Source organism: Labrenzia sp. PO1, assembly GCF_012273635.1.
In the GTDB taxonomy this organism is placed as follows: Bacteria; Pseudomonadota; Alphaproteobacteria; order Rhizobiales; family Stappiaceae; genus Roseibium; species Roseibium algicola.
The window spans coordinates 260,862-286,037 of record NZ_JAAXCR010000002.1; the positions used below are offsets into that span (position 1 = coordinate 260,862).

At 60.1% G+C, this 25,176-nt stretch carries 20 protein-coding genes and 1 tRNA gene; 10 read left to right on the plus strand and 11 right to left on the minus strand.

Annotated elements, in window-relative coordinates:
• Positions 1 to 3: 3 nt before the first annotated feature.
• The 6 genes from HCG46_RS09130 to HCG46_RS09155 all read right to left on the minus strand — a co-directional run bounded on the left by HCG46_RS09130 (position 4) and on the right by HCG46_RS09155 (position 6,933).
• Complete coding sequence (locus HCG46_RS09130; protein ID WP_168685873.1) at positions 4 to 2,361, minus strand: heavy metal translocating P-type ATPase; 2,358 nt, start codon at positions 2,359 to 2,361, stop codon at positions 4 to 6.
• Positions 2,362 to 2,458: 97 nt separating this feature from the next.
• Positions 2,459 to 3,169, minus strand: coding sequence for an ABC transporter ATP-binding protein (locus tag HCG46_RS09135; protein ID WP_062489846.1), 711 nt, complete (start codon positions 3,167 to 3,169; stop codon positions 2,459 to 2,461).
• Positions 3,169 to 3,900 (minus strand): ABC transporter ATP-binding protein, encoded by a 732-nt coding sequence (locus HCG46_RS09140; RefSeq protein ID WP_077290556.1) that lies wholly within the window; start codon positions 3,898 to 3,900, stop codon positions 3,169 to 3,171. Before HCG46_RS09140 ends, HCG46_RS09135 begins: the two co-directional genes overlap by 1 nt.
• On the minus strand, positions 3,897 to 4,820 hold the full coding sequence (locus tag HCG46_RS09145) for a branched-chain amino acid ABC transporter permease (RefSeq protein ID WP_168685875.1): 924 nt from the start codon (positions 4,818 to 4,820) through the stop codon (positions 3,897 to 3,899). The genes HCG46_RS09140 and HCG46_RS09145 overlap by 4 nt, the downstream gene beginning before the upstream one ends.
• Complete coding sequence (locus tag HCG46_RS09150) at positions 4,817 to 5,680, minus strand: branched-chain amino acid ABC transporter permease (protein ID WP_023001658.1); 864 nt, start codon at positions 5,678 to 5,680, stop codon at positions 4,817 to 4,819. The genes HCG46_RS09145 and HCG46_RS09150 overlap by 4 nt, the downstream gene beginning before the upstream one ends.
• A 59-nt stretch (positions 5,681 to 5,739) precedes the next feature.
• On the minus strand, positions 5,740 to 6,933 hold the full coding sequence (locus tag HCG46_RS09155) for an amino acid ABC transporter substrate-binding protein (RefSeq protein ID WP_209009428.1): 1,194 nt from the start codon (positions 6,931 to 6,933) through the stop codon (positions 5,740 to 5,742).
• Positions 6,934 to 7,145: 212 nt separating this feature from the next.
• On the opposite strand from HCG46_RS09155, the gene HCG46_RS09160 reads away from it, so the two are divergent.
• The 4 genes from HCG46_RS09160 (at position 7,146) to HCG46_RS09175 (ending at position 10,960) form a co-directional block, all read left to right on the plus strand.
• Positions 7,146 to 7,847, plus strand: a complete 702-nt coding sequence (locus HCG46_RS09160) for a GntR family transcriptional regulator (protein ID WP_055658321.1) — start codon at positions 7,146 to 7,148, stop codon at positions 7,845 to 7,847.
• 35 nt (positions 7,848 to 7,882) lie between these two features.
• On the plus strand, positions 7,883 to 9,331 hold the full coding sequence (locus HCG46_RS09165) for an aldehyde dehydrogenase (protein WP_168685877.1): 1,449 nt from the start codon (positions 7,883 to 7,885) through the stop codon (positions 9,329 to 9,331).
• 268 nt (positions 9,332 to 9,599) lie between these two features.
• Positions 9,600 to 10,415 (plus strand): hypothetical protein, encoded by an 816-nt coding sequence (locus HCG46_RS09170; RefSeq protein ID WP_152511606.1) that lies wholly within the window; start codon positions 9,600 to 9,602, stop codon positions 10,413 to 10,415.
• A gap of 197 nt (positions 10,416 to 10,612) precedes the next feature.
• A complete protein-coding gene (locus HCG46_RS09175; protein ID WP_055658316.1) occupies positions 10,613 to 10,960 on the plus strand; it encodes an SMR family transporter in 348 nt (115 codons plus the stop codon).
• A 100-nt stretch (positions 10,961 to 11,060) separates the two neighbouring features.
• On the opposite strand, the gene HCG46_RS09180 is transcribed toward HCG46_RS09175, so the two are convergent.
• Positions 11,061 to 11,147: transfer RNA gene (locus HCG46_RS09180), tRNA-Leu, on the minus strand.
• Between the two features lie 178 nt (positions 11,148 to 11,325).
• Between HCG46_RS09180 and HCG46_RS09185 the strand changes: the two genes are divergently transcribed.
• Both HCG46_RS09185 and HCG46_RS09190 read left to right on the plus strand, forming a co-directional pair.
• Positions 11,326 to 12,300 (plus strand): complex I NDUFA9 subunit family protein, encoded by a 975-nt coding sequence (locus HCG46_RS09185; protein ID WP_055659463.1) that lies wholly within the window; start codon positions 11,326 to 11,328, stop codon positions 12,298 to 12,300.
• Positions 12,301 to 12,501: 201 nt separating this feature from the next.
• Positions 12,502 to 13,764, plus strand: a complete 1,263-nt coding sequence (locus HCG46_RS09190; RefSeq protein WP_168685879.1) for an MFS transporter — start codon at positions 12,502 to 12,504, stop codon at positions 13,762 to 13,764.
• A gap of 29 nt (positions 13,765 to 13,793) precedes the next feature.
• Here the strand turns inward: HCG46_RS09190 and HCG46_RS09195 are convergent, their stop codons facing one another.
• A complete protein-coding gene (locus tag HCG46_RS09195) occupies positions 13,794 to 14,030 on the minus strand; it encodes a DUF1127 domain-containing protein (protein WP_023001666.1) in 237 nt (78 codons plus the stop codon).
• Between the two features lie 150 nt (positions 14,031 to 14,180).
• Here HCG46_RS09195 and HCG46_RS09200 point away from each other — a divergent pair, with 150 nt between their 5' ends.
• Positions 14,181 to 15,209, plus strand: a complete 1,029-nt coding sequence (locus HCG46_RS09200; protein WP_168685881.1) for a WYL domain-containing protein — start codon at positions 14,181 to 14,183, stop codon at positions 15,207 to 15,209.
• An 83-nt stretch (positions 15,210 to 15,292) separates the two neighbouring features.
• On the opposite strand, the gene HCG46_RS09205 is transcribed toward HCG46_RS09200, so the two are convergent.
• Positions 15,293 to 16,099, minus strand: a complete 807-nt coding sequence (locus HCG46_RS09205) for an undecaprenyl-diphosphate phosphatase (RefSeq protein WP_023001668.1) — start codon at positions 16,097 to 16,099, stop codon at positions 15,293 to 15,295.
• Positions 16,100 to 16,317: 218 nt separating this feature from the next.
• Between HCG46_RS09205 and HCG46_RS09210 the strand changes: the two genes are divergently transcribed.
• From HCG46_RS09210 to HCG46_RS09220, 3 genes are all read left to right on the plus strand, one after another.
• Positions 16,318 to 17,010, plus strand: coding sequence for a glutathione S-transferase family protein (locus tag HCG46_RS09210; RefSeq protein WP_023001669.1), 693 nt, complete (start codon positions 16,318 to 16,320; stop codon positions 17,008 to 17,010).
• Positions 17,011 to 17,077: 67 nt separating this feature from the next.
• Complete coding sequence (gene queG, locus HCG46_RS09215) at positions 17,078 to 18,220, plus strand: tRNA epoxyqueuosine(34) reductase QueG (protein ID WP_168685883.1); 1,143 nt, start codon at positions 17,078 to 17,080, stop codon at positions 18,218 to 18,220.
• Between the two features lie 148 nt (positions 18,221 to 18,368).
• The gene (locus HCG46_RS09220) at positions 18,369 to 20,537 is read left to right on the plus strand and encodes a hypothetical protein (RefSeq protein WP_168685885.1); all 2,169 of its coding nucleotides are present in this window, start codon (positions 18,369 to 18,371) and stop codon (positions 20,535 to 20,537) included.
• A 104-nt stretch (positions 20,538 to 20,641) separates the two neighbouring features.
• Here HCG46_RS09220 and fdhF read toward each other — a convergent pair whose 3' ends face one another.
• Entirely contained in the window at positions 20,642 to 23,410 is a 2,769-nt protein-coding gene (gene fdhF, locus HCG46_RS09225) for a formate dehydrogenase subunit alpha (RefSeq protein WP_168685887.1), read from the minus strand.
• Entirely contained in the window at positions 23,407 to 25,083 is a 1,677-nt protein-coding gene (locus HCG46_RS09230; RefSeq protein ID WP_168685889.1) for an NAD(P)H-dependent oxidoreductase subunit E, read from the minus strand. Before HCG46_RS09230 ends, fdhF begins: the two co-directional genes overlap by 4 nt.
• Between the last annotated feature and the right edge of the window lie 93 nt (positions 25,084 to 25,176).

Consider the following 25,176-nt stretch of genomic DNA (forward strand, 5'->3'; position numbering starts at 1 on the left):
TCCTTAAAGCTTCAGCGTGCGCAGACGCAACGCGTTGCTGATAACCGAAACCGAAGACAGGCTCATGGCGGCGGCGGCCAGCATCGGCGATAGCAGTATGCCGAAGACCGGATAGAGCACACCGGCCGCCACAGGCACACCGACCGCATTATAGACGAAGGCGAAAAAGAGGTTCTGCCGGATGTTGCGAACCGTCTCGCGGGCGAGCTTCCGGGCGCGCAGGATGCCTTCCAGATCACCCTTGAGCAGCGTCAGTCCGGCGCTTTCCACCGCGACATCGGCCCCCGTGCCCATGGCAAGACCGACATCGGCAGCAGCCAATGCAGGCGCATCGTTGACACCGTCACCAGCCATGGCAACCGTTGCCCCCCTGGACTTCAGGTCTTCAATGAGCTTTTTCTTGCCTTCCGGCAACACACCGGCGTGAACCTCGTCAATCCCCAGCAGCTTGGCTACGGCGTCTGCCGTGCGGGGCGCATCGCCCGTCGCCATGACGATCCTGATACCGTCGTCATGCAGGGCGCTGATGGCTGCCCTGGCATTTGCCTTGACCGGATCCGCAACGGCGATGAGCCCAAGAAGCTGCGCTGTCTCACCAGCCTCTTGCACCAGATACATCACCGTCTTGCCCAGCTCAGCCAGTTCTTCGGCACGATCGCCAAGATCGGACAAATCGGCGCCACTTTCGCTGGCAAAAGCGGCGTTGCCAAAAAGAACGACTGCATCATCGACCCGTGCACGCACGCCTTTCCCCGTGACGGCTTCGAAGTTTTCTGCCCTGGGCAGATCCAGATCCTGGCTTTTGACTGCCCCGAGGATCGCTTCGGCAAGCGGGTGTTCCGAGCCTTTTTCAAGCGCGCCGGCCAGCCGCAGAAGTTCCATTTTGCTTTTGCCGGCGGCCGGAACGATCTCATCGACAACCGGTTTGCCTTCGGTAAGAGTTCCCGTCTTGTCAACGACGATCGTATCCACCGCTGCTAGCCGTTCCAGACCTTCGGCGGTCTTTACCAGAACGCCGGCCTGCGCACCTCTGCCTGTTGCCGTCATGATCGACATCGGGGTGGCAAGGCCGAGTGCACACGGACACGCGATAATGAGCACCGAAACGGCTGCGACAACCGCGTGAACGAATGAAGGGCTTGGACCTAGGAACAGCCACATCACGAAAGCAAGCACCGCCACACCGAGTACCGCAGGCACGAAATATCCTGCAACGCGATCGGCCAGCCCCTGGATCGGGGCGCGTGAACGTTGCGCCGAGGCAACCATGTCGACGATCTTGGACAGCATGGTGTCCGCACCGACCAGCTTCGCCTCCATGGTGAAGGACCCGGTCTTGTTGAGCGTTCCGCCGGTAACCTTGTCTCCCGGGTTCTTTTCGACCGGAACCGGTTCCCCGGTGACCAGGCTTTCGTCGACGGATGACCCACCCTCCTTGACCACACCATCGACCGGAACAGCCTCGCCTGGTCGAACGCGCAACAGATCCCCTGCAAGGATATTCTCCAGCGGTGCGTCGTACTCGTCACCCTCCGGCGTGATCCGCCGGGCTGTCTTGGGGGCAAGGTCCAGCAGGGCGCGGATCGCGTCGCCCGTGCGTTCGCGGGCGCTCAGTTCCAGCACCTGGCCGACGAAGACCAACGCGATAATCACCACTGCCGCCTCGAAATAAACCGGCATATGGCCTTCCGGTCCCTTCAGCGCATCCGGAAAGAGGAAAGGCAGGAAAGCGGCAATCATGGAATAGAGATAGGCTGCACCGACACCGATCATGATCAGTGTCCACATGTTGAAATTGCGAGTGACCAGAGACGCCCAGCCCCGCTGGAAAAAAGGCAAGGCTGCCCACAGGACTACCGGCGTAGCCAGCAGGACTTCCAGGTAGATCGCAACGCCTTCGCCGATCCAATCACGGATAGGCACGCCTACCATCGGCCCCATGGTCAGGATCAGAAGTGGGACAGCCGCCAGGGCGCTGACCCAGAGCCTGCGGGTAAAATCGACCAGCTCATGGTTGGGTTCGTCGGAAACTCCGCTCTGCGGTTCCAGTGCCATCCCGCAAATCGGGCAGGTTCCCGGACCTTCCTGGACGATTTGCGGGTGCATGGGGCAGGTATAAAGTGCGCCCTTGGCGGACTGTTCCGCCTCCATCGCCTTTTTCTTCCTGCTATTGCCGGACACATAGAAATAGGGATCAGCCTCGAACTTGTCGTGACACTTCGGACTGCAGAAGTGGAACTCCTCGCCCTTGTATTTCAGGCTCGGCTTGCCTTTTCCAAGAGTAACCGACATGTCGCAGACCGGGTCCGTGACCTTGCCTGCCTCGCCAGTCTGGTTCGGCTGGATCTCTGTATCCTGCATGATGTTCGCCCTGATGGATCTTCGATCTCTTCATCAGATAGGCCCTCCAGTTGCTGGAAGGTCAAGGCGGACAATTGCTTATTCTCCGGCCCGGTGTTTATCCCGATCCGAGATAGGCTTTCTGTACAGCCGGATCATTGAGCAGGGCAGATGCCGTATCAGCGCCTGTGATCAGGCCGTTTTCAATCAGATACCCCCTGTCCGCGATCGCCAGGCTTCGCTTGGCGTTCTGTTCGACCAGAAGGACGCCGATGCCGGTTTCCCGGATGCGCGACAGGTTCTCGAAGAGTTCGCCCGACAGGAGTGGCGACAGGCCAAGGGACGGCTCGTCCAGCATCAGGATGTCCGGGTTCGACATCATGGCGCGGCCGATCGCCACCATCTGCTGTTCGCCACCCGACATGGTTCGGGCGGTCTGGTTGCGCCGCTGTGCCAGCTTCGGAAAGAGAGCAACCACCTTTTCCAGGTTCTCCTGCCGGCTTGCTCGCGCCCGCTCCGGATAGGCACCCAGCATCAGATTTTCCCAGACGCTGAGATCGCCGAATATGCCTCGGCCTTCCGGCACGAAGGCTATTCCAGCCTCGACGATCCTGTCCGCTTTCATCTGGCGAAGGGATTGGCCAGCGAGTGCTGCCTCACCACTGACCGTTCCTTCACTGATCCCGGCGATGGCCCGCAACAGCGAACTCTTGCCGGCCCCGTTTGCGCCCAGAATGACGACGATCTCGCCTTTCGATGCGGTCAGGCTGACACCCTGAAGGGCTGCATGAAGACCATAGGTGACGGTGAGCCCGTTGATATCCAGCATCAGCCGTCCCCCAGGTAGGCCCGGATGACTTCGGGGTCGGAAAGCACGTCTTCCGGTGTGCCTTCGGCAATCCGGGCGCCGGAGTTAATCACAAGGCACCTGTCGCATAGCGAGCGGATGGCGTCCATGACATGTTCGACAAGAATGATCGTCCGCCCCTCCTGGCGCAGGCTGGCAATCAGATCGATGCCGACCGTCAGCTCGGAAGGATTGAGACCGGCGAGCCACTCGTCCAGAAGAAGGACTTCCGGTTCACTGGCGAGTGCGCGGGCAAGTTCCAGCCGCTTCTGGTCGATGTAGGTCAGCGCGGAGACCGGCTTGCCACTTTGCCCTTCCAGACCGACCCTTGCCAGAAGCTCCGCCGCGAAAGTTTCCACCTCCTTGCCCCAGCGCCTGGCATGGCCGAAGACGCCGCCGGCGATGACGTTTTCCAGCACGGTCAGCTCCGGCAGAATGCGGACAAGCTGGAAGGTTCTGGAAACGCCAGAGCGGGCAATTTCGTGGGGCTTTTTCCTGGTCAGATCCTGCCCCTTGAGAATGATCGCCCCGGAGCTCGGCTTCAGGGCGCCGGAAATCATGTTCATGGTCGTGGACTTGCCGGACCCGTTCGGCCCGATCAGCCCCATCACCTCATGCTCGAGTACCTGGAAACTGACATTGTTGACTGCAACAAGACCGCCGAAGCGCTTGCTGAGGCTTTCCACGTGAAGGATCGGTTGTCCTTGTGTCATGACGACCTCCCTGCCAGAAGCTTGCCGAAAAGACCAGTGACACCATTCGGCAGGAAATAGACGATCAAAAGAAAAGCGAGCCCTAGAACCAGCGTGGTGGCATTGGGGAAAGAGACAGAAATCACCTCCCACAGGAGCGTGAAGGGAAGAACGCCCAGAAGCGGACCGTAAAGTTTCCGCGTGCCCCCCAGAAGAGCCATGATGACAACGACGAAACTGAGCTCCGGCGAGAACACGACATTCGGTTCGATGTAGTAGTAGCGCGGTGCGACGATGGCACCGACGAGAGCGGCGACGAAGCCGGTGGTCATGAACATCAGGACCTTGGTGCGCGCGGTGTTGATGCCGACATGGCGCGCCACAGCCTCGTCATTGCCGAGAATGCGCAGCGCGAACCCGAGCCGCGACCGCCCCAGCCACCAGCCGAACGCGAACACGGCGGCAAGAACGGCAAGCAGCATCCAGTAGATATGCGTTTCATCCAGGTCGGTGAGCACATAGAGCCCGCGGCTGCCGAGGAAATTGTTCTGCACCCAGCTGACGAGGTTGCGGACCATTTCCGCAAGACCGAGCGTGAAGATGACGAAATAGACGCCGGACAAGCGCAGGGTTGCCCAGCCGATCAGCGCGGCGAGCGCTGTCGCGACAACGGGAGCGAGTGCCGCCATGGCCCAGAAGCTCTGGTCGTAGTCGCTCATGCCGAGGCCGACCAGATAGCCACCGATGCCGAAAAAGGCGCCCGTCGACAGGGCAATGTAATGGGTCGGCCCGGAAAACAGCGACCATGAAGTGGCAAGGGCGGCATACATGAGAACGGTAACGGCGATCGACAGCCAGTAGCCGTCTGCAACAAAGGGAACGCATGCGGCGGCGGCCAGAAGCGCTACGGCGCCGGGCATCGCAAGGGCTGAAATGTTCATGCAGGTCTCCTGCCAAACAGGCCCTGGGGCCGAAACAGGAGAACAAGCAGAAAGATCGTGTAGGCAGCAGCCAGGGTCAGCCCCGGATCGATCAGCGTCGCCACGGCGGTTTCCACCACGCCCAGGATCAGCGCAGCCACAATCGCCCCGCGAATGTCGCCGACCCCGCCCATGATCACGATGATCAACGCCTTCATGGTGAAGATGACACCGAACGACGGATCAAGCGTGACGAAGGTTGAAATCAGCACGCCCCCCATCGCGGTGATCGTGCCGCCGATGGCAAAGGCCAGCGCGCTGATGCGTTCGACGTTGATGCCGACAAGGCCGGCTGCCATCGGACTGACGGCAACAGCCCGGACAGCCAATCCGGCGTTGGACCGGTTCAGCCAGAGATAAAGTGCCAGACTGATGGCCACGGCCCCGCCGAAGGCAACCAGCCGGTTGGCGGCAACCGTCGTTCCGGCAACGTCCACCGGAACGGCAAGGAAGGAATAGGCAAACAGTTCCGGATAGATCAACACCATGGTGCCCACCAGAATGAATGCCATTCCGAAGGTTGCCAGAATGGAGTCCACCTCCAGCTGGCCTTGCGTTTTCGCCCGCCGGACAAGCGGCAGAAGCAGGACGCGGTAGACCAGCCAGCTGGTTGCGAATGCCAATGGCGCCACGAGGAACACCGTGATCAGCGGACTTATGCTAGCCGCGGTAAAGGCAAGAAACGACGCCAGTGCCCCCATGACCAGAACCTCGCCATTGGCAAGGTTCATGATCCGGGCGACGCCGTATTGCAGATTGAGCCCCATGGCTATGAGCGCATAGGTTCCGCCCAGAAGCAGGCCGGAAATCAGGATGTCCATCTAAACTACCAATTCGCGAGACGATCCGGACCGGCCTGAGTCGGCCGGTCCGAAGGTCTTCAGTTCCAGCCTTCCTTGGCGACCGGCTCGACCGCAACCGGGACACCTACGCCGGCGACGGCATTGAACTGGCCGTCGTGCCACTGGCCCACCGTCCAGTAGTGCTTCGATTCATTGTGCTTGTCGAAGCTGATCGTGCCGAGGGCGGTGTCGAAGCTGTTAGCCTTGATGTACTCGGTCACGGCCTCACGGTCCGTACTGTCAGCCCCTTCGATCGCCTGTTCCAGAACCTGCAGGCTGGCATAGTAGGTGGCTGCGGCCCAATATTCAGGCTGGTTGCCATGAAGCTCGTTGAAGGCCGTGCGGTATTCCGTCATCGGCTCCAGATCGAGATTGACGCCCCCTGCCCCGAGATTACCTTCGATCTTGCTGCCGAATTTGCCGGCGTAGGCGGGAAACGCTGTCGCGACCGCCGTGTAGAAGGCGCCGACATCGAGATTTTCAATGATCGCCTGTTCCGTCAGAGCAAAGGTATCCGGCGGATAGGAAAAGGCGATGAACACATCCGGTTCAGTCGCCTTGGCTCCCTTGACCACCGGAGACAGATCCGCCGTGCCGAGGGGGTAGGACTTGTCGAAGACAATCTCGTAGCCAGCCGCCGGCAGAACTTCACGGGCGACGGCCGCAAGCTCTATGCCGAAGGCATCTGCGACATTGACCATGGCCACCTTGTTGCCGATGGCACCGTTGTCTCGAAGCTTGTTCAAGGTGTCGCGCAGGCCCTCGACAAAACCGGTCGTGTTGCCGAGGGTGAAGAACATGTTCGGAAACCGTTCGGAAAGTTCCTCGATCTCGTCGGTGATGTTGGTTACCGAGATTTGCGGATAACCGTATTTTGCAAAGATCGGAGCAGCTGCCGCGTTGAAACCGGTGCCCCAGGGCGTCAGCATAAAATCGACTTCATCCTGCGTGGCGAGACGCTGCACCGCCTTGATCATCTCGGCCGGGTTGGATTTGTCGTCATATTCGACCAGCTCCACAGGACGACGCTCGCCACCGACCATCAGGCCGCCGCGTCCGTTCACCTGGCTAACCCAGAGCTCCACATTCGGGCTGTGGCTGGCAGCATCACCTCCTGCCGCCGGACCGGTCATATGCACCACGCGGCCGATCTTGATCGGGTCCGCGGCAAAGGCCGTGGAGGCCAGCAGCGCCGCGGCAAGCGCGGTCGCTCCAAAAACTATTCTACGCATCAGAACTCCTCCCAGTCGCGCAGATCATGCGTTTGATCGCGCATCAACTTTGTATCCATAAATTTTCAACTTTGCAACATATTGCATCCAATAACAGTGATTTCAGAAATTTTATAATGACAATCAGTTATTTTTGGATACATAAATATGAAAATGCTCATGATAAGGTCCATGCCTTCGAACTGGTATGGATCCGAAAATGGCAAGGACAGATGACGACCAAGGCAAATGAAACAGCCCCGTCTGACAAGCGCGTGCTGGCAGTTCTTCACCGCATGATCATGGACGGCTCGCTGGCACCGGGCTCGAAGATCAGCGAAGTGAGCGTTGCCGACATGTTCGACGTGTCGCGAACACCGGCACGGCTGGCACTGCGCGCGCTGGAGGTGGAAGGTCTCATCAAGAAGCGTGACGGTCGCGGCTTCACGGTGCAGGAATTCAATCTGGGCGACATCAAGCATGCCTACGAGGTGCGCGGTGTGCTGGAGGGTCTGGCTGCCGGCACGCTTGCCAAGAGCGGCATGAGCAAGGACGTCGAGGCGACGCTGAAATCCGTCATCAAGGACATGGACATCGCGCTAACCGACACATCGGCGGATGGTGACAAGATCTCGCGCTATCAGGACGGCAATGTCGCCTTTCACGAGACGATCATGCGCCAGTGCGGCAACGACTACATCGGCTATGCGTTCGATCGCATGGAAAGCCTCCCGATGCTCAAGCTGGGCACGGTGGTGTTCAGCGCCGACAAGGCCGAAGAAGACATGATGCGCCTGCGCCTGGGCAACATGCAGCACCGCCTCATCTTCGACGCGATCTCGAAACGCGACCCACAGCGCGCTGAATCGATCATGCGCGAACACGCCAACCAGACACTCGTCTACTCCGCCCTGTTCGCAGGCCCGGACGACTGACGGGACCAAACAAGACCAACACAACGGAGGATCCCATGGACTACGGCCTTTTCATCGACAACGAGGACCAGGCAGCCAGCAGCGCGGCTGTCTTCGAACGCAAGAACCCGGTCAGCGGCGAACGCGCCAGCGTGGCGGCAGCCGCGGTGGCGGCCGACGTCGACAAGGCTGTGCAGTCCGCGCAGGCTGCCTTTGCCGCGTGGTCGAAGACTGGCCCGAGCGAACGGCGCAAGATCCTTAATAAGGCAGCCGATCTCATGGAAGGACGCACGCCGCAGTTCGTCGAGGTCGGCATTCGCGAGACAGGGGCGACCGCGCCATGGCTCGGTTTCAACAACATGTTCGCCGCCAAGATCCTGCGTGAAGCGGCCGCTTCCACCACTCAGATCAAGGGCGAGATCATCCCCTCCGACAAGCCCGGTTCCTTTTCCATGGGTTACCGCCAGCCCGTTGGCGTTCTGGTCGGCATGGCGCCGTGGAACGCTCCGACCATTCTGGGTGTCCGCTGTTTCGCGCTGCCGATTGCCTGCGGCAACACGGTGGTAATGAAAGCCTCCGAGAAATGCCCTGGCCTGCACAGGCTTCTGGGTAACGTCATGGCTGATGCGGGCCTGCCCAAGGGCGTCCTGAACATCCTGACCCACGATGCAGCTGACGCTCCAGAAGTGGTCAACGCGCTGGTCGACCACCCGCTGACGCGCCGGATCAACTTTACCGGATCGACCCGCGTTGGCCGGATCATCGCAGAGCGTGCTGCCAAGCACCTGAAACCCTGCCTTCTGGAACTCGGCGGCAAGGCTTCGCTGGTGGTGCTGGACGATGCCGATCTCGACGGTGCGGTCAATGCAGCCCGGTTCGGCGCTTTCATGAACCAGGGACAGATCTGCATGTCCACGGAAAAAGTTGTTGTCGATCAGTCCGTTGCAGACGTCTTTGCGGAGAAATTCGCGGCCAGTGCCAGCGCGCTTAAAGTGGGCGCGCCAACCGAACAGGTTCATATCGGCTCGGTTGTCGATCGAGACACGGTCGACCATGTCAAAGCCCTGATTGACGACGCCGTTGCGAAAGGCGCAAAGGTTCTGTGCGGCGGCGTACCGGAGGAAGGCACCGTGATGGCCCCGACCATCGTCGATCTGGTAACACCGGAGATGCGCATCTACGGCGAAGAAAGCTTCGGTCCTGTCACCACGATGATCCGCGCCCGCGACACCGCCCATGCCATCGAGATCGCCAACGACACGGACTACGGCCTTTCGGCGGCTGTCTTCGGGCAGGATACCCGCAGGGCTCTGGAAGTTGCCAAGGACATCCAGTCCGGCATCTGCCACATCAATGGCCCGACTGTCTTTGACGAAGCGCAGATGCCATTCGGCGGTGTGAAATCCTCCGGCTATGGCCGCTTCGGCGGTACGGCAGGCATCAACGAGTTCACGGAACTGCGCTGGATCACCATCGAAGACCCCGGTCAGGGCTATCCGATCTGATCCATCATTGGTAACTCGCTGCCTCCCCCTGAGAGTGTGCGGGAGGCGGTTGAGCCAAATCACTTTCACCAGGGGCCCCGCAGCAAGGCTTGCCGGGGCCGTGCTGGGGCTGTGCCGGGGCCTGCCTCCTTTGCAAGGCCCGCCGAGTGGGACGCTGCGTCACCTGACTTAAACAGGTGTGCCTTCACGCACTGTTAACCATAAATTGCAATACCTGACACACCAATAGCGCGCATTTCCGCGTAATCAGACAAGCGGTGTTTCAGCCATGAAAAGACTTTTGCAGTCCCTTCCGATTGCGGCCTTCCTTGCGCTTTCTTCGGCGCCCCTTGCCTCCGCCGCGGATGTCTACTCAGGGTCCGGCGAGCTCTATCAGCCATCGACACTGCGCGGCAGCATCGGTCTGCGATACTGGTACAGCCAGTCGCGCTCCGATCTGGACAACAGCGGCTTCGACATTTCCAGCACGGATAATGTGACCTCTCACACCGCGGAACTGGTCGGAACGCTCGAGGACACGACGTCCAACACCTTCTTCAGGGGCTATGTCGGCCTCGGCAGGAGCGACGGTGGCGATGTGCATTTCTCTGGCTACGAGATGGACGAAACCGATGAGACCTCGCTCGGATATGTTGTTCTCGACGGCGGCTGGGGCTTTGCGCAATTTGCAAACAACCAGGTGCGGCTGAAAGGGTTCGTCGGCTACCAGTACCTGTCCGACGACGTTTCGGCGAAATACGGAAATCTGACCGTCGAACAGTCCCGCGACTGGCATGCGATCCGCCTGGGCATGACTGCTGAAGGCGACATCGGCCAACGCGCCGGCTGGTCCGTTGACGTCGCAGGTGTGCCCTGGAGCTACAACAAGATAGAAACCTGGGAAAGCGACTGGACCTATGGTCTGGAAGCAGATGCGATGCTGAATGTCGACCTGACCAAGAACTGGCAACTGGGCGTCGGTGGCCGTTACTGGTGGCTCCACTCGAATTTCGACCGCAGATATGTCGTCACTGGCGAGAAAGTGGTTCTCGACCAGAACTATCACCGCTACGGCCTGCTGCTGGAAAGCAAATACACCTTCTAGAACGTGTCGCGTTCAACCAGAAGGATCGCGCATCGTGATTTGCGCCAGACAGCTGCCCGCAAATACAGCCCCAGCCTTCAGAAAGGTCCGCGCACGCGGGCCTTTTTCGTATAAACAGACGAAACGGAAACCACTCGCTCCCTGGAAGGCCTGCGTACCTTCATCCGGAGCTCCCTCACCGCCTTAAAGAGCCAGAGATGCCGAACAGCCTCGCCGCCACCTATCTTTTCCTCGTCGCAGCCATCGTCGCCGAGGTCATCGCAACTTCCGCTCTGGCAAAAACCGAAAATTTCACCCGCCTGCTGCCTTCGATCATCACCGTGGCCGGTTATGCGATCTCGTTCTGGCTGCTGTCCTATCCGATTCGCGTTTTGCCGACGGGAATCGTCTACGCAATCTGGTCCGGAGCGGGCATCGTTCTCATCACCATGGTCGCCTGGCTGGTGTTCGACCAGAAACTCGACCTGCCGGCCCTGATCGGCCTTGGACTGATCCTTAGCGGGGTGGTGATCATCAATGTTTTCTCGAAATCGGTAGGCCATTAGGCCAAAACGCCGAAGCAGCCCCAGAAACGAAAAAAGCTCCGGAAAACCGGAGCTTTTTTAGATTGTTCTGGACCTTGGTAGTGTGTCCAAAACCAAAATTTGGTGCCCAGGAGAGGACTCGAACCTCCACGCCCTTGCGAGCGCTAGCACCTGAAGCTAGTGCGTCTACCAATTCCGCCACCTGGGCTGTGAGGGGGGCTTGTAAGGGTGGTTCCGGGGCTTGTCAATCACTCTGTGTGACTTTTTTTATTCATTCACAGCGAGCCCTTCACAGACCCGCGGCAAAGGGCTAAGAAACTCCCAGACTGAGCCGGCCAAATTCCAGGCCGCCTCTCCTTTTGGACGCGACAGAAGGCATTTTCAGGATGTCCACAGCACTTAACGGCAAACTCGTCACGGTTTTCGGCGGATCGGGATTCCTTGGCCGTCATATCGTTCAGGCGCTCGCCAAGCGCGGTTACCGCGTGCGCGCAGCCGTCCGCCGTCCCGATCTGGCGACTCATCTTCAGCCGCTTGGCGCCGTTGGCCAGATCATGCCGGTACAGGCCAACCTGCGCTATCGCTGGTCGGTCGACCGGGCCGTGATCGGCGCGGATGCGGTGGTCAACGCCGTCGGCATCCTGGCCCCCAGCGGCAAACAGTCCTTCGACGCAGTGCAGAGTTTCGGTCCGCGAGCGATCGCGGAAGCCGCGCGTGCCGCTGGCCTTGATCGGATCACGCATATCTCTGCCATCGGTGCGGACGCACAGAGCAGCTCTGCCTACGCCCGCTCCAAGGCGGTCGGCGAAGCCGGTGTTCTGGAAACCCTGCCCGGCAGCGTTATCCTGCGGCCATCCATCGTGTTCGGTCCGGAAGACAAGTTCTTCAACAAGTTTGCCGACATGGCCCGCTTCTCGCCTGTGCTGCCGCTGCTTGGTGGCGGCGAGTCCAAGTTCCAGCCGGTTTATGTCTGCGACGTTGCCGAAGCGGTTGCCCGCGCTGTCGATGGCCAGCTTGCCGGTGGCACCACGTATGAACTCGGCGGCCCTGAAGTGAAAAGCTTCAAGTCTTGCCTGGAAGACGTTCTGGAAGTCACCCGCCGCAATCGCGTTCTGTTGCCGCTGCCCTTCCCGGTCGCATCTGCCATGGGCAAGGTTCTGCAGCTCTTCCCCTACGCGCCGTTCACCGCCGATCAGGTCGAGCTGCTGAAAACCGACAACGTGGTGTCTGACAAGGCAAAGGCGGAAGGCCGCACCCTGGAAGGCATCGGCATTCCTCCGGCAACGCTGGCCGCCGTTTTGCCAACCTACCTGGAACGCTACCGCGAACACGGCCAGTACGACGCGCACCGGCCGGCGTAAGGCCTGCTTGCACCTGATTTCTTCGACGGGCCCTTCGGGGCCCGTTTTCTGTTGAAAGAAACTTGCCGGTGCCGGGCGGGTATGCGCACTCCAGCAGTTCGTCTGCATGCAGCACCGTTCATCCGCCGCCCCTACCCGGCACAGCTTTTCGTTGCCGCATCCCGCTCCTTCGCCTACCGTCAAAATTGACGGGAGGCGCAGATGTCATTTCTTGCCAAGGTCACGTTACTTTTTGTTGTCTTTGTCGACCTGCTCGGTCAGGGACTGGTGTTTCCGATCATCAATTCCCTGGTGATGGAACCGTCGACGTCGATGTTGCCGCATTCCACCAGCGACGCGATGCGCCATTTCGATTACGGCCTCATCATCGGCGTCTTCTTCTTGTGCTGGTTCTTCGGTGCGCCCTACATCTCCAAACTGTCGGATGTCATCGGCCGCAAGAACGCGATCCTGATCTGCCTGTTCGGCGCGCTCGGCGGCTATGCGCTCACCATAGCAGCGCTCTATCTCAACAGCTTCCTGCTCCTGGTCCTGGGCCGCGCGATCACCGGGTTGACTGCGGGCAACCAGCCGATCGCGCAGGCCGCGATGATCGATGGCAGCACGGATGACGAGGACCGCAACCGGAACATGGGCTATATCATCACCGGCGTCAGCTTCGGGCTGGTCGGCGGCCCGCTGCTCGGCGGTCTCCTGTCGGACCCGGTCCTGCTTGGCGACCTGGCGAGCATCAAACTGCCGTTCTATGCCTGTTTCGTACTGGTGCTGATTGCCATCCTGCTGGTTGTGTTCTCATTCAAGGATGCACACGACGCCGAGGCGGAACGGCAGAAATTCGTGTTCAGGCCTTCGGAAATCCTCGAGCTTCTATGGCGTATCCGGAAATATCCGACAGTGATGCGGCTGACAGTGGTGTTCTTCTTCTTTCACGTCGCCAACCTGTCTTTCTACATCTTCGTCGACAACTACCTGACCAGCCGCTTCGGTTACGGCACGCTCGGCGGTTCGATGGTGATGCTGACAATCGGCATTGCCCTCGCCTTTTCCAGCACGTTTCTGGTTGTGCCGGCGCAAAAGCGGTTCAGCAAGGAAGCTATTCTGGGCATGACCTTCACGGTCTGGGCAGTGTCGGCGGCAGCTTTCATAGCCTCGCCCAGCGCAATTCTGACCTATGTGCCGGTCTTCTGTTTCTACTTCGCCTTCGGCATCGCCTATCCGACGTTTCTCGGGCTTTATTCGGCAGCCGTCAGCGACAAGGAACAGGGATGGGTCATGGGTGTGACCATTGCCGTCTTCACCTTGGTGGCGGGCGTGATCTCGTTGCTGGGCGGGGAACTGATCGGGCTTGATCTGGATCTTCCGTTCTACGGTGTGATCATCGCGGCCCTTACCGCTCTTGTGGTGATGTTCTTTGCCTGGAACAAGCCGGAGATAAAGGCATTGATGCGCGGATCCGGCGGCTGACAGGAGAACTTGCCAGCCACCGGAAAAGATTATCCACGCCGAGGCCCCAACTTGAAGCGGTCGTCGTGCAGCTCGCTGTAGCCGAGCTCTGTGCGTTGCAGGCCGATATCCTTCAGCTCACTCTCGTTCAGGCGAGAAAGTGCTCGGTTAGTTTCCCGGCGGCGAAGATAATTCCGGAACTCTGCCACACAAACACGAAGGGCAGAAAACAGAACACTGCGGCTGTTTGCACGGCTGCGGAAAATGGTGTCGATCTCAAGGCTCATCTCTCTTCTCCTAAGGGCTGAACGCCCGTTCCTTCCTGGGGACGAGATGAGAATGACAAATCAATCCTGACAGCAGTGAGTCATGTTTGATCCCGTTCTGTTCTCAGGTTATGATTTTTTTTGTTCCGACCTCACAGAGCCCGATTTTCCATGAACCCGATTGAACGCGCACTCGGCATCCTGCTTCTGCTGACCGGCGGCAAACTTGTCCCGGCAACCGTACTTGCCGAACGGTTTCACGTTTCCCATCGCACGATCTATCGCGACATCGACAGGCTGATCGCGCTTGGCGTTCCGGTGGATGCGGAGCGCGGTGCGGAAGGCGGCTACCGGCTTGCCAGCGGTTATCTTCAGCCACCCGTGGCGCTGACCCGCAATGAGACCGCCGCCCTGCTGGCTGCAATGGCACTGGTGCGCTCCAGCCGCACGGTGCCGCTGGCAGACGATCTTGCGGCCGCGGAAAAGAAGCTGTTGGCGTCCCTGCCCAAAACGGTTCACGGGCTCCTGAAAGAGGCCGACAGGATCGTGGGCATCGAACCAATCCCGCCCGACATCTTTCATTCCGGCACAAAGGCGGAACCGACGGGCGACTGGCAGAAGGCCCTCGACGGATTCATGGCCGGTATCCTGGATGGCAAACGGGTCCGCTTCGAGCACGTCAACCCCACAAGGCGGACCGTGAAAGCCCATGACGTCGAACCCTATGGGGTCATGTTCGACCGGGACCTTTGGTATCTGGCCGGACGCTGCGTCGATACGGACACGCTCAAGGTCTATCGGGCGGACCGGGTGCGGGATCTGGAAATCAGCGGGCTCTTTTTCCGGCCCGACAAGACCTTCTCCATCAAGAGCCTTCTCGGCGGGGCATGGCTGTCGCAGGCGATGCGTCGCTGGGAGCAGGAAGAAGCGATTGCCGAGATCCTGATCACTGCCGCACAGGCAAAGAAGCTGAGCGCCGACTGGTATTACCGTCACGCCGTCTTCACACCGGCCGAAGAAGGCCGGATCCTCGTCAGCATCCCCTCTACCGAGCGGGCCCGCATTTTGCCGCTCGTCCGATGGCTCGGGCCGGGGGCGGAACTGCTTGGCCCGGAGGACCTTCGTCAGGAGCTTGCAAGCGAACTCGAGGCATTGGCGGGGACCTATACGGCCAAGAGACAGCTCAACCGTTCAGCCTGAGCCAAGCCGCGTCACACTCGCTCCGTCGGTCCGGACAAGCGCAGCAAAATATGCACGCTGATCCGGACATTGGTAAAGCGGCCTCAGCCCAGGAAATAAAGTCCGGCGAAACCGGCAATGCCGACGAAAATGCGCCACCAGGCAAAGGGCGCGAAGCCGTGTTTGGAGACGAAGTCGAGCAGCCCCTTGACCACAAACACACCGGCGATGAAAGACGCGACAAAACCGATACCAATGAGCATGGCATCGTCCATTGAGAGCACGTTGCGGTTCTTGTAGAGATCGTAGGCAAAGGCGCCGGCCATTGTCGGCATGGCCAGAAAGAACGAGAATTCGGCCGCCGAGCGCTTGTCGGTGCCCATCAGCAATGCACCGGCAATGGTCGCACCGGAGCGTGAAACGCCGGGCACCATGGCAAGGCACTGGCAAAAGCCGATCTTCAGGCAGAGCGACAGCGGGTAATCCATCACATTTGTATAGCGCGGCTTCAGCGGCAGGCGGTCGATCCACAGAAGGACGATGCCACCGAGCAGCAATGTCGTGCAGATAAGCGCGGGCGTTTCGAACAGCACTTCCTTGATGAAACCATGCAGCAGCACGCCGATGACGGCGGCCGGCAGGAAGGCAATCAGGATACCGGCCACAAAGCGCCGGCTGGAGGGATCGCTTGGCAGCGTGATCAGAAGCGTCCACAAACGGCCGAAATAAACCGACAGGATCGCCAGAATGGCGCCGAGCTGGATCAGAACCTCGAAAGTTTTACCTGTGCTGTCGAAGCCGAGAAAATGCCCCAGCAGCAGGATGTGACCGGTAGACGAGACGGGAATGAACTCGGTCAGACCTTCGACAATCCCCAAAATGAGAGCATTAACAATCGTTTGGCCGTCCATTGTGTATCTTGTCTCCAAATGGCTTGATGAAAACCAGCCTGACCAAGTATGTCTCGCGACTCAGGGCGTCTCCCAAGTCGCCGCTTATTTGACGAAGCGAAGTCACGCCGTCAAACCCTTGATAACCATATTCGGGGCAAACTCTCCGTTAAGGCGATTGCAGCATTCGGCATTCGCTTTGACGTAGTCTTGCCACAGTTCAGGCTCTTAACCCCTTCATGCTGACGCTCTACCATCATCCGTTCTCGCCATCTTCAAGGTTCATCCGGCTCATCCTGAGCGAATACGGTGCCGCCTTCGAGGAGCATCACGTGAACCCATGGGAGCGGCCTCAGGCGCTCCTGGTGCTGAACGCGGCAGGCACCGTGCCGGTTATCGTGGAAAACGAAGGCCCTGCCATTTGCGGCGCCGGACCAATCATGGAGTATCTGGACGAAACCCGGGGCTATGCGGTTGCCGACCGTCGCTTGATGCCGGATCATCCCGATGCCCGCGCAGAAACGAGACGCCTGGTCGAGTGGAGCCTCGGCAAGTTCGATCAGGAAGTGATCGGCCATCTTGTGCGCGAACGCATCTACAAGCAGATCATGCCGAAGTCCGCCGGCGGCGGCGAACCGGATTCGGCTGCCCTGCGCGTTGCCCGGGCAAACATCCATCACCACCTGAAATACTTCGGCTATCTGGTCGCCTCCCGCCGCTGGGTTGCCGGCGACCGGCTGACCTTCGCCGACTTCGCCCTTGCGGCCTCCCTGTCGTGTGCCGACTATCTGGGCGAAGTGCCCTGGAGCGATCAGGAAGACATCAAGAGCTGGTATGCGCGGGTCAAGTCGCGGCCGTCGATGCGCCCGCTCCTGGGCGAGAAGGTGCTGGGCATGCCGGCCGCACAGACCTATGCGGATCTCGATTTCTGACGCATTCTTCGTGCGTTCAACCGGTTCCGGTTGAACTGAACGTTGTTCCAGCGAGCAGCCGAAGGCCTTGGACCGAAAGACCCAAAAGCTTCTGACCGCCTTTGAGGAGAAGGCCCGCGCCCTCGGTTTCGACGGCGTGAAGATTGCCGCTGCCGACAGCATTCCGGAGGCGGGCGAACGCCTGCGGCACTTCCTGGACAAGGGCTATGAAGGCAGCATGGGCTGGATGGCGGAAACCGCCGACCGCCGATCCTCACCGCAAGCGCTATGGCCGGAGGTTCGCTCTGTCATCATGCTGGCGATGAACTATGGCCCCGGCAGCGCACCGCACGAACATCCCCTCGCCCATCTGGCCGACAAGACCACCGGCGGCATTTCCGTCTATTCGCGACACCGCGACTATCACGATGTCATCAAGGGGCGTTTGAAGGAACTGGCCAGCTTCCTGGTTTCCCGGTCCGGTGGAGACGTGAAGGTATTCGTCGATACCGCACCGGTGATGGAAAAACCGCTCGGGGAGGCTGCCGGGCTTGGCTGGCAGGGCAAGCACACGAACCTCGTGTCACGTGATCTCGGGTCCTGGTTTTTCCTCGGCTCGATCTTCACCACACTGGATCTGCCGCCGAGCGGCGCGGAACGCGATCATTGCGGCTCCTGCCACGCCTGCCTCGACAGTTGCCCGACGAACGCATTTCCCGCGCCTTATCAGCTCGATGCGAGACGCTGCATTTCCTACCTCACCATCGAACACCCCGGCCCCATTCCGGAAGCGTTTCGCAAAGCCATCGGAAACCGTATTTATGGCTGTGACGATTGCCTGGCTGCCTGTCCCTGGAACAAGTTTGCCGAAGCTGCCCGGGAGGCCAAGTTGATTGCCCGGGAGGAGATGATTACCCCGAAGCTTGCAGACCTCCTGTCGCTGGACGACGCAGCTTTCCGCCAGCTCTTTTCCGGATCACCGGTGAAACGGATCGGACGGGGAAAGTTTCTGCGCAACGTTTTGATTGCCGCCGGCAATTCCGGAGAAATTGGGCTGCTCGGCAAGATCGAAGCACTGCTGGACGATGCAGACGCCCTTGTTCGCGGCACCGCCGTCTGGGCACTCGGCCAACTTTCTGCACAGGAAGATTTTCAGGCCCGCAAAACCGCGGCGTTGCGCGTCGAAACCGACGAGACCGTGCGTTCTGAATGGCTCCTCGCGCAATCCTGATCCGGCATTTCCCGATTCGACCTTGTCATGTGATTGGTACATAGTCATGGAATGGCCTAGGTCTTGATGAGGACTTGGACGTCCAACCCTATCGGGACCGATCTCGTTCAAACCGCTCGATTCCGATCATTTTATTGGAGCCACGACATTGAATTTTCAGCCCGCCTCCGTTTTCTCATCCAAACCAGCCAGGGCCCGTGTCCGGCTCCTCATGCTCGGCACCGCGCTTGCGCTGGTTTCCGGCTCCGCCCTTGCGCAGGACACCGGCGAGACCGCCTATGAAGCTTATGTAGAAGGCTTGAAGAGCCTGGGTGTCGAGGTCGAAAACGGTAGCGTCGCTTACGACGAAGGTACCGATACTCTGACCCTGACCGACAGCACGATCTCCTTGAGCGGAACCATCGAGGATATTCCGGCCGAGGAAACGGATGTCACAGGCAATGACGGCGCCACGGATATCGAACCGGAAAAGCTGACCGACCTGACCTATTCGCTTTCATTCAGCAGCGGCACGGTCACCATTACAGGTCTCAGCCATGAAGACGGCGACTTTGACGCCGCAAGCTGGGTCTATTCCGACGATTCAGAAATGGTTCTTTCCGCCAGCGCCGAAGGCAAGGGCCGATTGAAGATCGACGGCCGGTTGAGCGGAGTTTCCGCGACGAACTACAGCTTCACCATGCCGGAAGTGCCGGCAGAAGACGAGGCGCATCAGGTCAGCCGCTGGCTGCCGTTCGTGAAGGCCGCCCTCCTGACTTCCTACGACGAAGTCAAGGCCGACAACACGGCGATGACCATCGAGGCGCATGAGATCGAAGACGGCAAGGACACTCTTGTTCTGTCAGGCACCATGCAGATTGCCGGCTACCGCATGGCCGACGCTGTGGATGGCCGGATCGGGGAATACACGATCGACAGCATGAGCCAGTCGATGCAGACACTGGACACGACCTCGGGCCAGATGCTGAACCAGACCACCAGCCAGGGCAAGACCGTTTACACGGACATGGACGCGGCAGCGTTCTTCGATCTGTTTGACCCCGATGTTCCCGAAACCGGCGATGAAGTGGTCATGCTCGGCTCGGCGTCGGCGATCGACTACAAGTCCAAACAGGACATCGCCGACGGGCTTGCTATTGAAATTGCCGTCGACAAGACCTCGATTTCAGAAGTCACCGTTCTGAAGCGTGAAAACAACATCCTTGCCCTGTTCGACAGTCTGTTTGCCAAGCAGATTCCAGCCCCTGAAGAACTGATCACCGGCGTATTCCAGTTCTACCGGTCGTTCGGCGTCACCGATGCCCGCATCAGCGGTATCAACGTGACTGTGCCGACACCTGGCCCAGAAAAGCCGATGGAAATCGCCATCAAGGAAATGTCCATGTCGGAGATCAACTCCGACGGTATCGGCGAAATGATGATGGTCGGTCTCGATGCCCCGGACCTGCCGGAAGGTGCATCGGTCAAGATCGACTGGGCGGCGATCGGCGATATCGAATTCGCCGAATATACGCCCATGCGTGCCATGATCAGCACATTGATGGCAGACCCAAGCTTCGGCGAGGATCACCCGATGGAGGTGGCCCGCGCGTTCATGCCGCGCTCTTTCGGTTATGAACTGGAAGGACTGGACGTTGCCGTGCCGGACCTCGGTCGGACCGAAATCGGCAGAGCCGAGATGACGCTGTCCACCACGGTGCCGCCAATCCCGACCAGCTTTCACGCCAGGACCGAAGGGCTGAAAGTGCCTGTCGCGGCCATCGATGACCCGGAAGCCCAGGCATTGCTGGAAGCTCTCGGTCTGGAAACGGTCGTCTGGTCCGACGAGACCCGGCTCTACTGGGACGAGGCAACGCTGGAACTGCGCCTGGAGCGCATGATGGTGAATGTCGAAGGGCTCGGCCGCGCCGAATTGTCCGCACGTCTTGCAAACGTACCGAAGTCCTTGTTCGAGGATCCCGAGAACCAGGGACAAATGGCCCTTGTGGTTGCCCAGTTCGTCGACGCGTCCCTGACCTTCAAGGATGCCGGCCTCACCAAGAAGGGCTTGGCCCACATTGCCGAGGCTCAGAACATCCCCGAAAATGTCTTCCGGGAAGCTCTGGTGGCACAGGCAACACAAATGACCGCGCCGATCCAGAACGCGGCCTTCACGCAGATGGTTACTGAAGCAGCATCCAAGTTCCTCGACAATCCGGGTGAACTGAAGGTCACCCTGACGCCACCGAACCCGGTTCCGCTGGCGCAGATCCTGGGTTCGATGGCAGCACCGCAAACCCTGCCGGATCTGCTTGCAGTCAAGATTGTTGCCAATTGATTGCTCTGACCACGTGAATGCGAATACCAAAAGGGCGGCCAGTGGCCGCCCTTTTTTGCCTTCAGGCAGTTAGCTCGTTCCTTGAGTTCTGGCGAGACCCGGCGTCACTCTGCCGCCTGCTGCTGTCCGCCCGTTCCGATCCGCGCCGCACAGAACTTGAACTCCGGGATCTTGCCGAAGGGATCCAGCTGCGGGTTGGTCAGGAAGTTGGCCGGGGCTTCGCTGAAGCAGAACGGGATGAAGAGCATGCCTGTCGACACGTCCCGGTCTGCGCGCAGGGTCAATGTGATCGCGCCGCGCCGTGTTTCCACCCTCACCTGCTGGCCGATGTCCAGACCCGAGCGCTCGATATCGCGCGGGTTCATGGAAACGACTGGCTCCGGTTCGATGGCATTGAGCACTTCCGCACGCCGCGTCATGGCACCGGTGTGCCAATGCTCCAGCATGCGCCCCGTGGTCAGCACCAACGGGAAATCATCGTCGGGAAGTTCATCCGGCGGCACCAGATCCGTCGGCACGATGCGTCCGCGGCCATCTGCCGTCGGGAAGGACTGGCCGAACAGGATCTCGTTGCCAGGCTTGTCCGGGGCATCCGCCGGATAGGTGACCGTGCCGTCGCGCTCCAGCCTTTCCCAGGAAATGTTGCTCAGCGAGTTCATGTGCGACCGCATTTCCTCATAGATCGCCGGGACGCCGTCATAGGTCCAGTTCAGACCCAGGCGGTTGGCGATATCGATGAGGATCTGCCAGTCGGCACGTGCTTCACCGGGCATCGGCACGCAAGGACGGCCGATCTGAACCTGGCGGTTGGTGTTCGTGAACGTGCCGAGCTTTTCCGCATGGGCGGAGGCAGGCAGGATCACGTCCGCATGCCAGGCGGTTTCTGTCAGGAAGATATCCTGAACCACAAGATGTTTCAGACTGGCCAGTGCCTTGCGGGCATGGGCCTGGTCCGGATCGGACATGGCCGGGTTTTCACCCTGAACGAACATCGCCTCGATGCCACCATCCAGGATATCGTCCATGATCTCCACCACGGTCAAACCGCGCACGGGGTCAAGTGTACGGCCCCAGGCGTCTTCGAATTCGGCGCGGATATCCGGGTTTTCAACTGAACGATAGTCCGGGAACACCATCGGAATGAGCCCGGCGTCGGATGCCCCTTGCACGTTGTTCTGACCGCGCAGGGGATGCAGGCCCGTGCCCGGGCGGCCTATCTGGCCGGTTGTCAGCGCCATGGCGATCAGGCAGCGGACGTTGTCGGTGCCGTGGACATGCTGCGAAACGCCCATGCCCCAGAAGATGATCGACTTGGCACTGGTGGCGTAAAGCCTTGCGACTTCCCGCAGGGTTTGGGCGTCGATGCCGCAGACCGGCTCCATCGCTTCCGGCGTGAAATCGACGATCTTTTCCTTCAGTGCCTCGAAGCCGTCCACGTGAGCGGCGATATACTGGCTGTCGTAGAGGCCTTCGGTGATGATGACGTTGAGGATCGCGTTCAACATCGCCACATCGGTTCCCGGCTTGAACTTCAAGCCGTAGTCGGCAAAGCGCATCAGCCCCTGGCCGCGCGGGTCCATGACGATCAGCTTTGTGCCGTTCTTGGCCGCCTGCTTGATGTAGGTCGCGGCAACCGGGTGGTTCTGCTCAGGACGAGCGCCGATCACGATCATGCAGTCTGCATCGCCGGCTGCATTGAACGGGGCAGTCACTGCACCCGAACCGATGCCCTCCATGAGCGCAGCCACGGAAGAAGCGTGGCAGAGACGCGTGCAGTGGTCGACATTGTTGGTCTGGAAACCCTGGCGGATCAGCTTCTGGAAAAGATAAGCCTCTTCGTTGGAGCCCTTGGCCGAGCCGAAGCCCGCAATACCACGGCCGCCCTTGGCGTCATAAACCGCTTTAAGACCACCAACGGCTCGCTCGAGCGCTTCGTCCCAGGTTGCCTCACGGAAATAGTCGAGATGGTTTTCCAGCGTCATGGCAATGTCACCGCGCTTGGGCGCATCGTCCCGGCGGATCAGCGGCTTGGTCAGGCGCTCGGGGCTGGAAACATAATCGAAGCCGAAGCGGCCCTTGACGCAGAGCCGGTTCTCGTTTGCCGGGCCGTCGCGTCCCTCGACGCTGACGATCTTGCCGTCCTTCACCGAGACAGACGTCAGGCAGCCCACACCACAGAAAGGACAGACGCTGTCGACGGTTTCTTCGGCAAAGATCTCGCGCTTGCTGGCGCTGGCATCCAGAAGGCTCTTTTCCATCAGGGCCCCGGTCGGACAGGCCGACACGCATTCGCCGCAGGCAACGCAGGTGGAAAGACCCATCGGGTCTGCCAGATCGAACACCGGCACCGTGTGCGAACCGCGATCCGCCATGCCGATAACGTCGTTTACCTGCACTTCCCGGCAGGCTCGCTCGCACAGATTGCACGCGATGCAGGCGTCCAGATTGACCGCGATGGCCGGATGGGAAATGTCCTGGGCCGGTTTGGCGCATGGGGCAAAGCGGCTGGTGGCGACACCGACATGGTCGGACCATTTCCAGAAATCACTTTCCGGGTCAGGGTGATGGTCACGCGAGGGCTGGTCGGCAGCCAGAAGTTCAAACACCATCTCGCGTGCCTTGGACGCACGTTCGCTGACGGTCTTCACCACCATGCCTTCGGCTGGGGTGCGAATACAGGAAGCGGCAAGCACGCGCTCGCCCTCGATATCGACCATACAGGCACGGCAATTGCCGTCTGAGCGATAACCCGGTGCGTCCTTGTGGCAGAGATGCGGAATGGCGACGCCTTCGCGCTTGGCAACTTGCCAGATGGTTTCGCCGTCTTCCGCGGTGACCATCCGACCGTCGAGGGAGAAAGTGACCTGGCTCATTTCTCGAACTCCTCCGGGAAAAATTTCAGCACCGACGTGACCGGATTGCTGGCTGCCTGCCCAAGACCGCAAATGGATGCCGATCGCATGACTTCATCGAGATCCGTGATCTTCGTCTTGTCCCAATCGCCTGCTGCCAGCAGATGTTCCATCTTCTCCGTTCCGGACCGGCAGGGCGTGCACTGACCGCAACTCTCGTGCTTGAAGAAGCGCATCAGGTTCAATGCCACATCGCGCATGTCATCCTGATCGGAGAAAACGACGATGGCGTGGCTGCCGATGAAACAGCCGTATTTGTCGAGCGTACCGAAATCCAGCGGCTCGTCGGCAAGAGACGCGGGCAGGATGCCTCCGGAGGCACCACCGGGCAGGTAGCCCTTGAAGACGTCCCCCTCTTCCATGCCACCGCAGTATTCTGCCAGAAGCTCGTTCATGGTGATCCCCGCCGGGGCCATCTTGACGCCCGGGTCCCTGACACGGCCGGAAACCGAGAATGAGCGGTAGCCCTTGTGACCACGGCGGCCGTGGCTGGCGAACCACTCCGAACCCTTCTCGACGATATCCCTGATCCAGAACAGGGTTTCTATGTTGTGATTGAGCGTCGGCCGACCGAACAGGCCGACCTGGGCAATGTACGGTGGGCGGTGGCGTGGCAGGCCGCGCTTGCCTTCGATCGATTCGATCATCGCGCTTTCCTCGCCGCAGATATAGGCTCCCGCCCCGCGGCGCAGTTCGATGTCGATGGTCGTGATGATGCCCGCTTCGCGCAGGGCCTCGATTTCCGTCTTCAGGATCCGGAGTACCGCCGGATATTCGTCGCGCATATAGAGATAGATGCGCGCGGCGGAAATCGCATGGGCGGCGATCAGCGCGCCCTCCAGCATCCGGTGCGGGTCGCGTTCCAGGTGAACGCGGTCCTTGAACGTGCCAGGTTCGCCTTCATCGCCATTGATGGTGAGGTATTTCGGGGCCGGCAGGTCGTGGACGATCTTCCATTTCGTGCCGGTCGGGAAGCCTGCACCGCCCAGGCCGCGAAGGCCTGCTTCCAGCGCCTTGTCCGCAATTGCCGCTGCATCCAGTTCACCCGCGCGCACGCGCTCCAGCAACTTGTAACCACCAGCTTCGCGGTAGGCATCCAGCTTGATGTAATCGGGAACCACCGGATCGGACGTTCCTTCGAACAAGGCAGCGCGCACGGACACTTCGCTTGCGTTGTCGATGGCCCGCTTGCCGACCTGCACGGCCGGGGCACCAGCACAGCGACCGATGCACGGAACTTTCTGGATGCGGACTTTTGCCGGATCAACCCCGGCTTCAAGCGCTGCAGCCAGAGCGTCCGCCCCCTTGAGCGCGCAGGCAACGCTGTCGCAAACACGAATGGTCAGAGGTGCAGGCTTTGCATCCCCTTCTCGTACGATGTCGAAATGGTGGTAAAAGCTCGCGACCTCATAGACCTCGGCCTGCGACAGGCGCATCTCGTCGGCCAATGCGCGCAGGTGCCGAGCCTCAAGACAGCCAAATGCGTCCTGGATCTTGTGCAGATGTTCAATGAGCAGGTCGCGCCGGCGCGGCTCATCACCCAGCAAATTCCGGACTTCGTCCAGGGCCGCATCTTCCAACTGACGCCCTTTTGGCTGGGACGGCTTGCGTGAAAGCCCCTTGCCGAAAGACATTGGCGTACCTCCCGTATTGCTGGAGCGCATCTGGATTTCGCGTCCGCGCTCCTCTCTCGATCTTCGCGGGGGCGGCTGATGGTTCGAACAGGC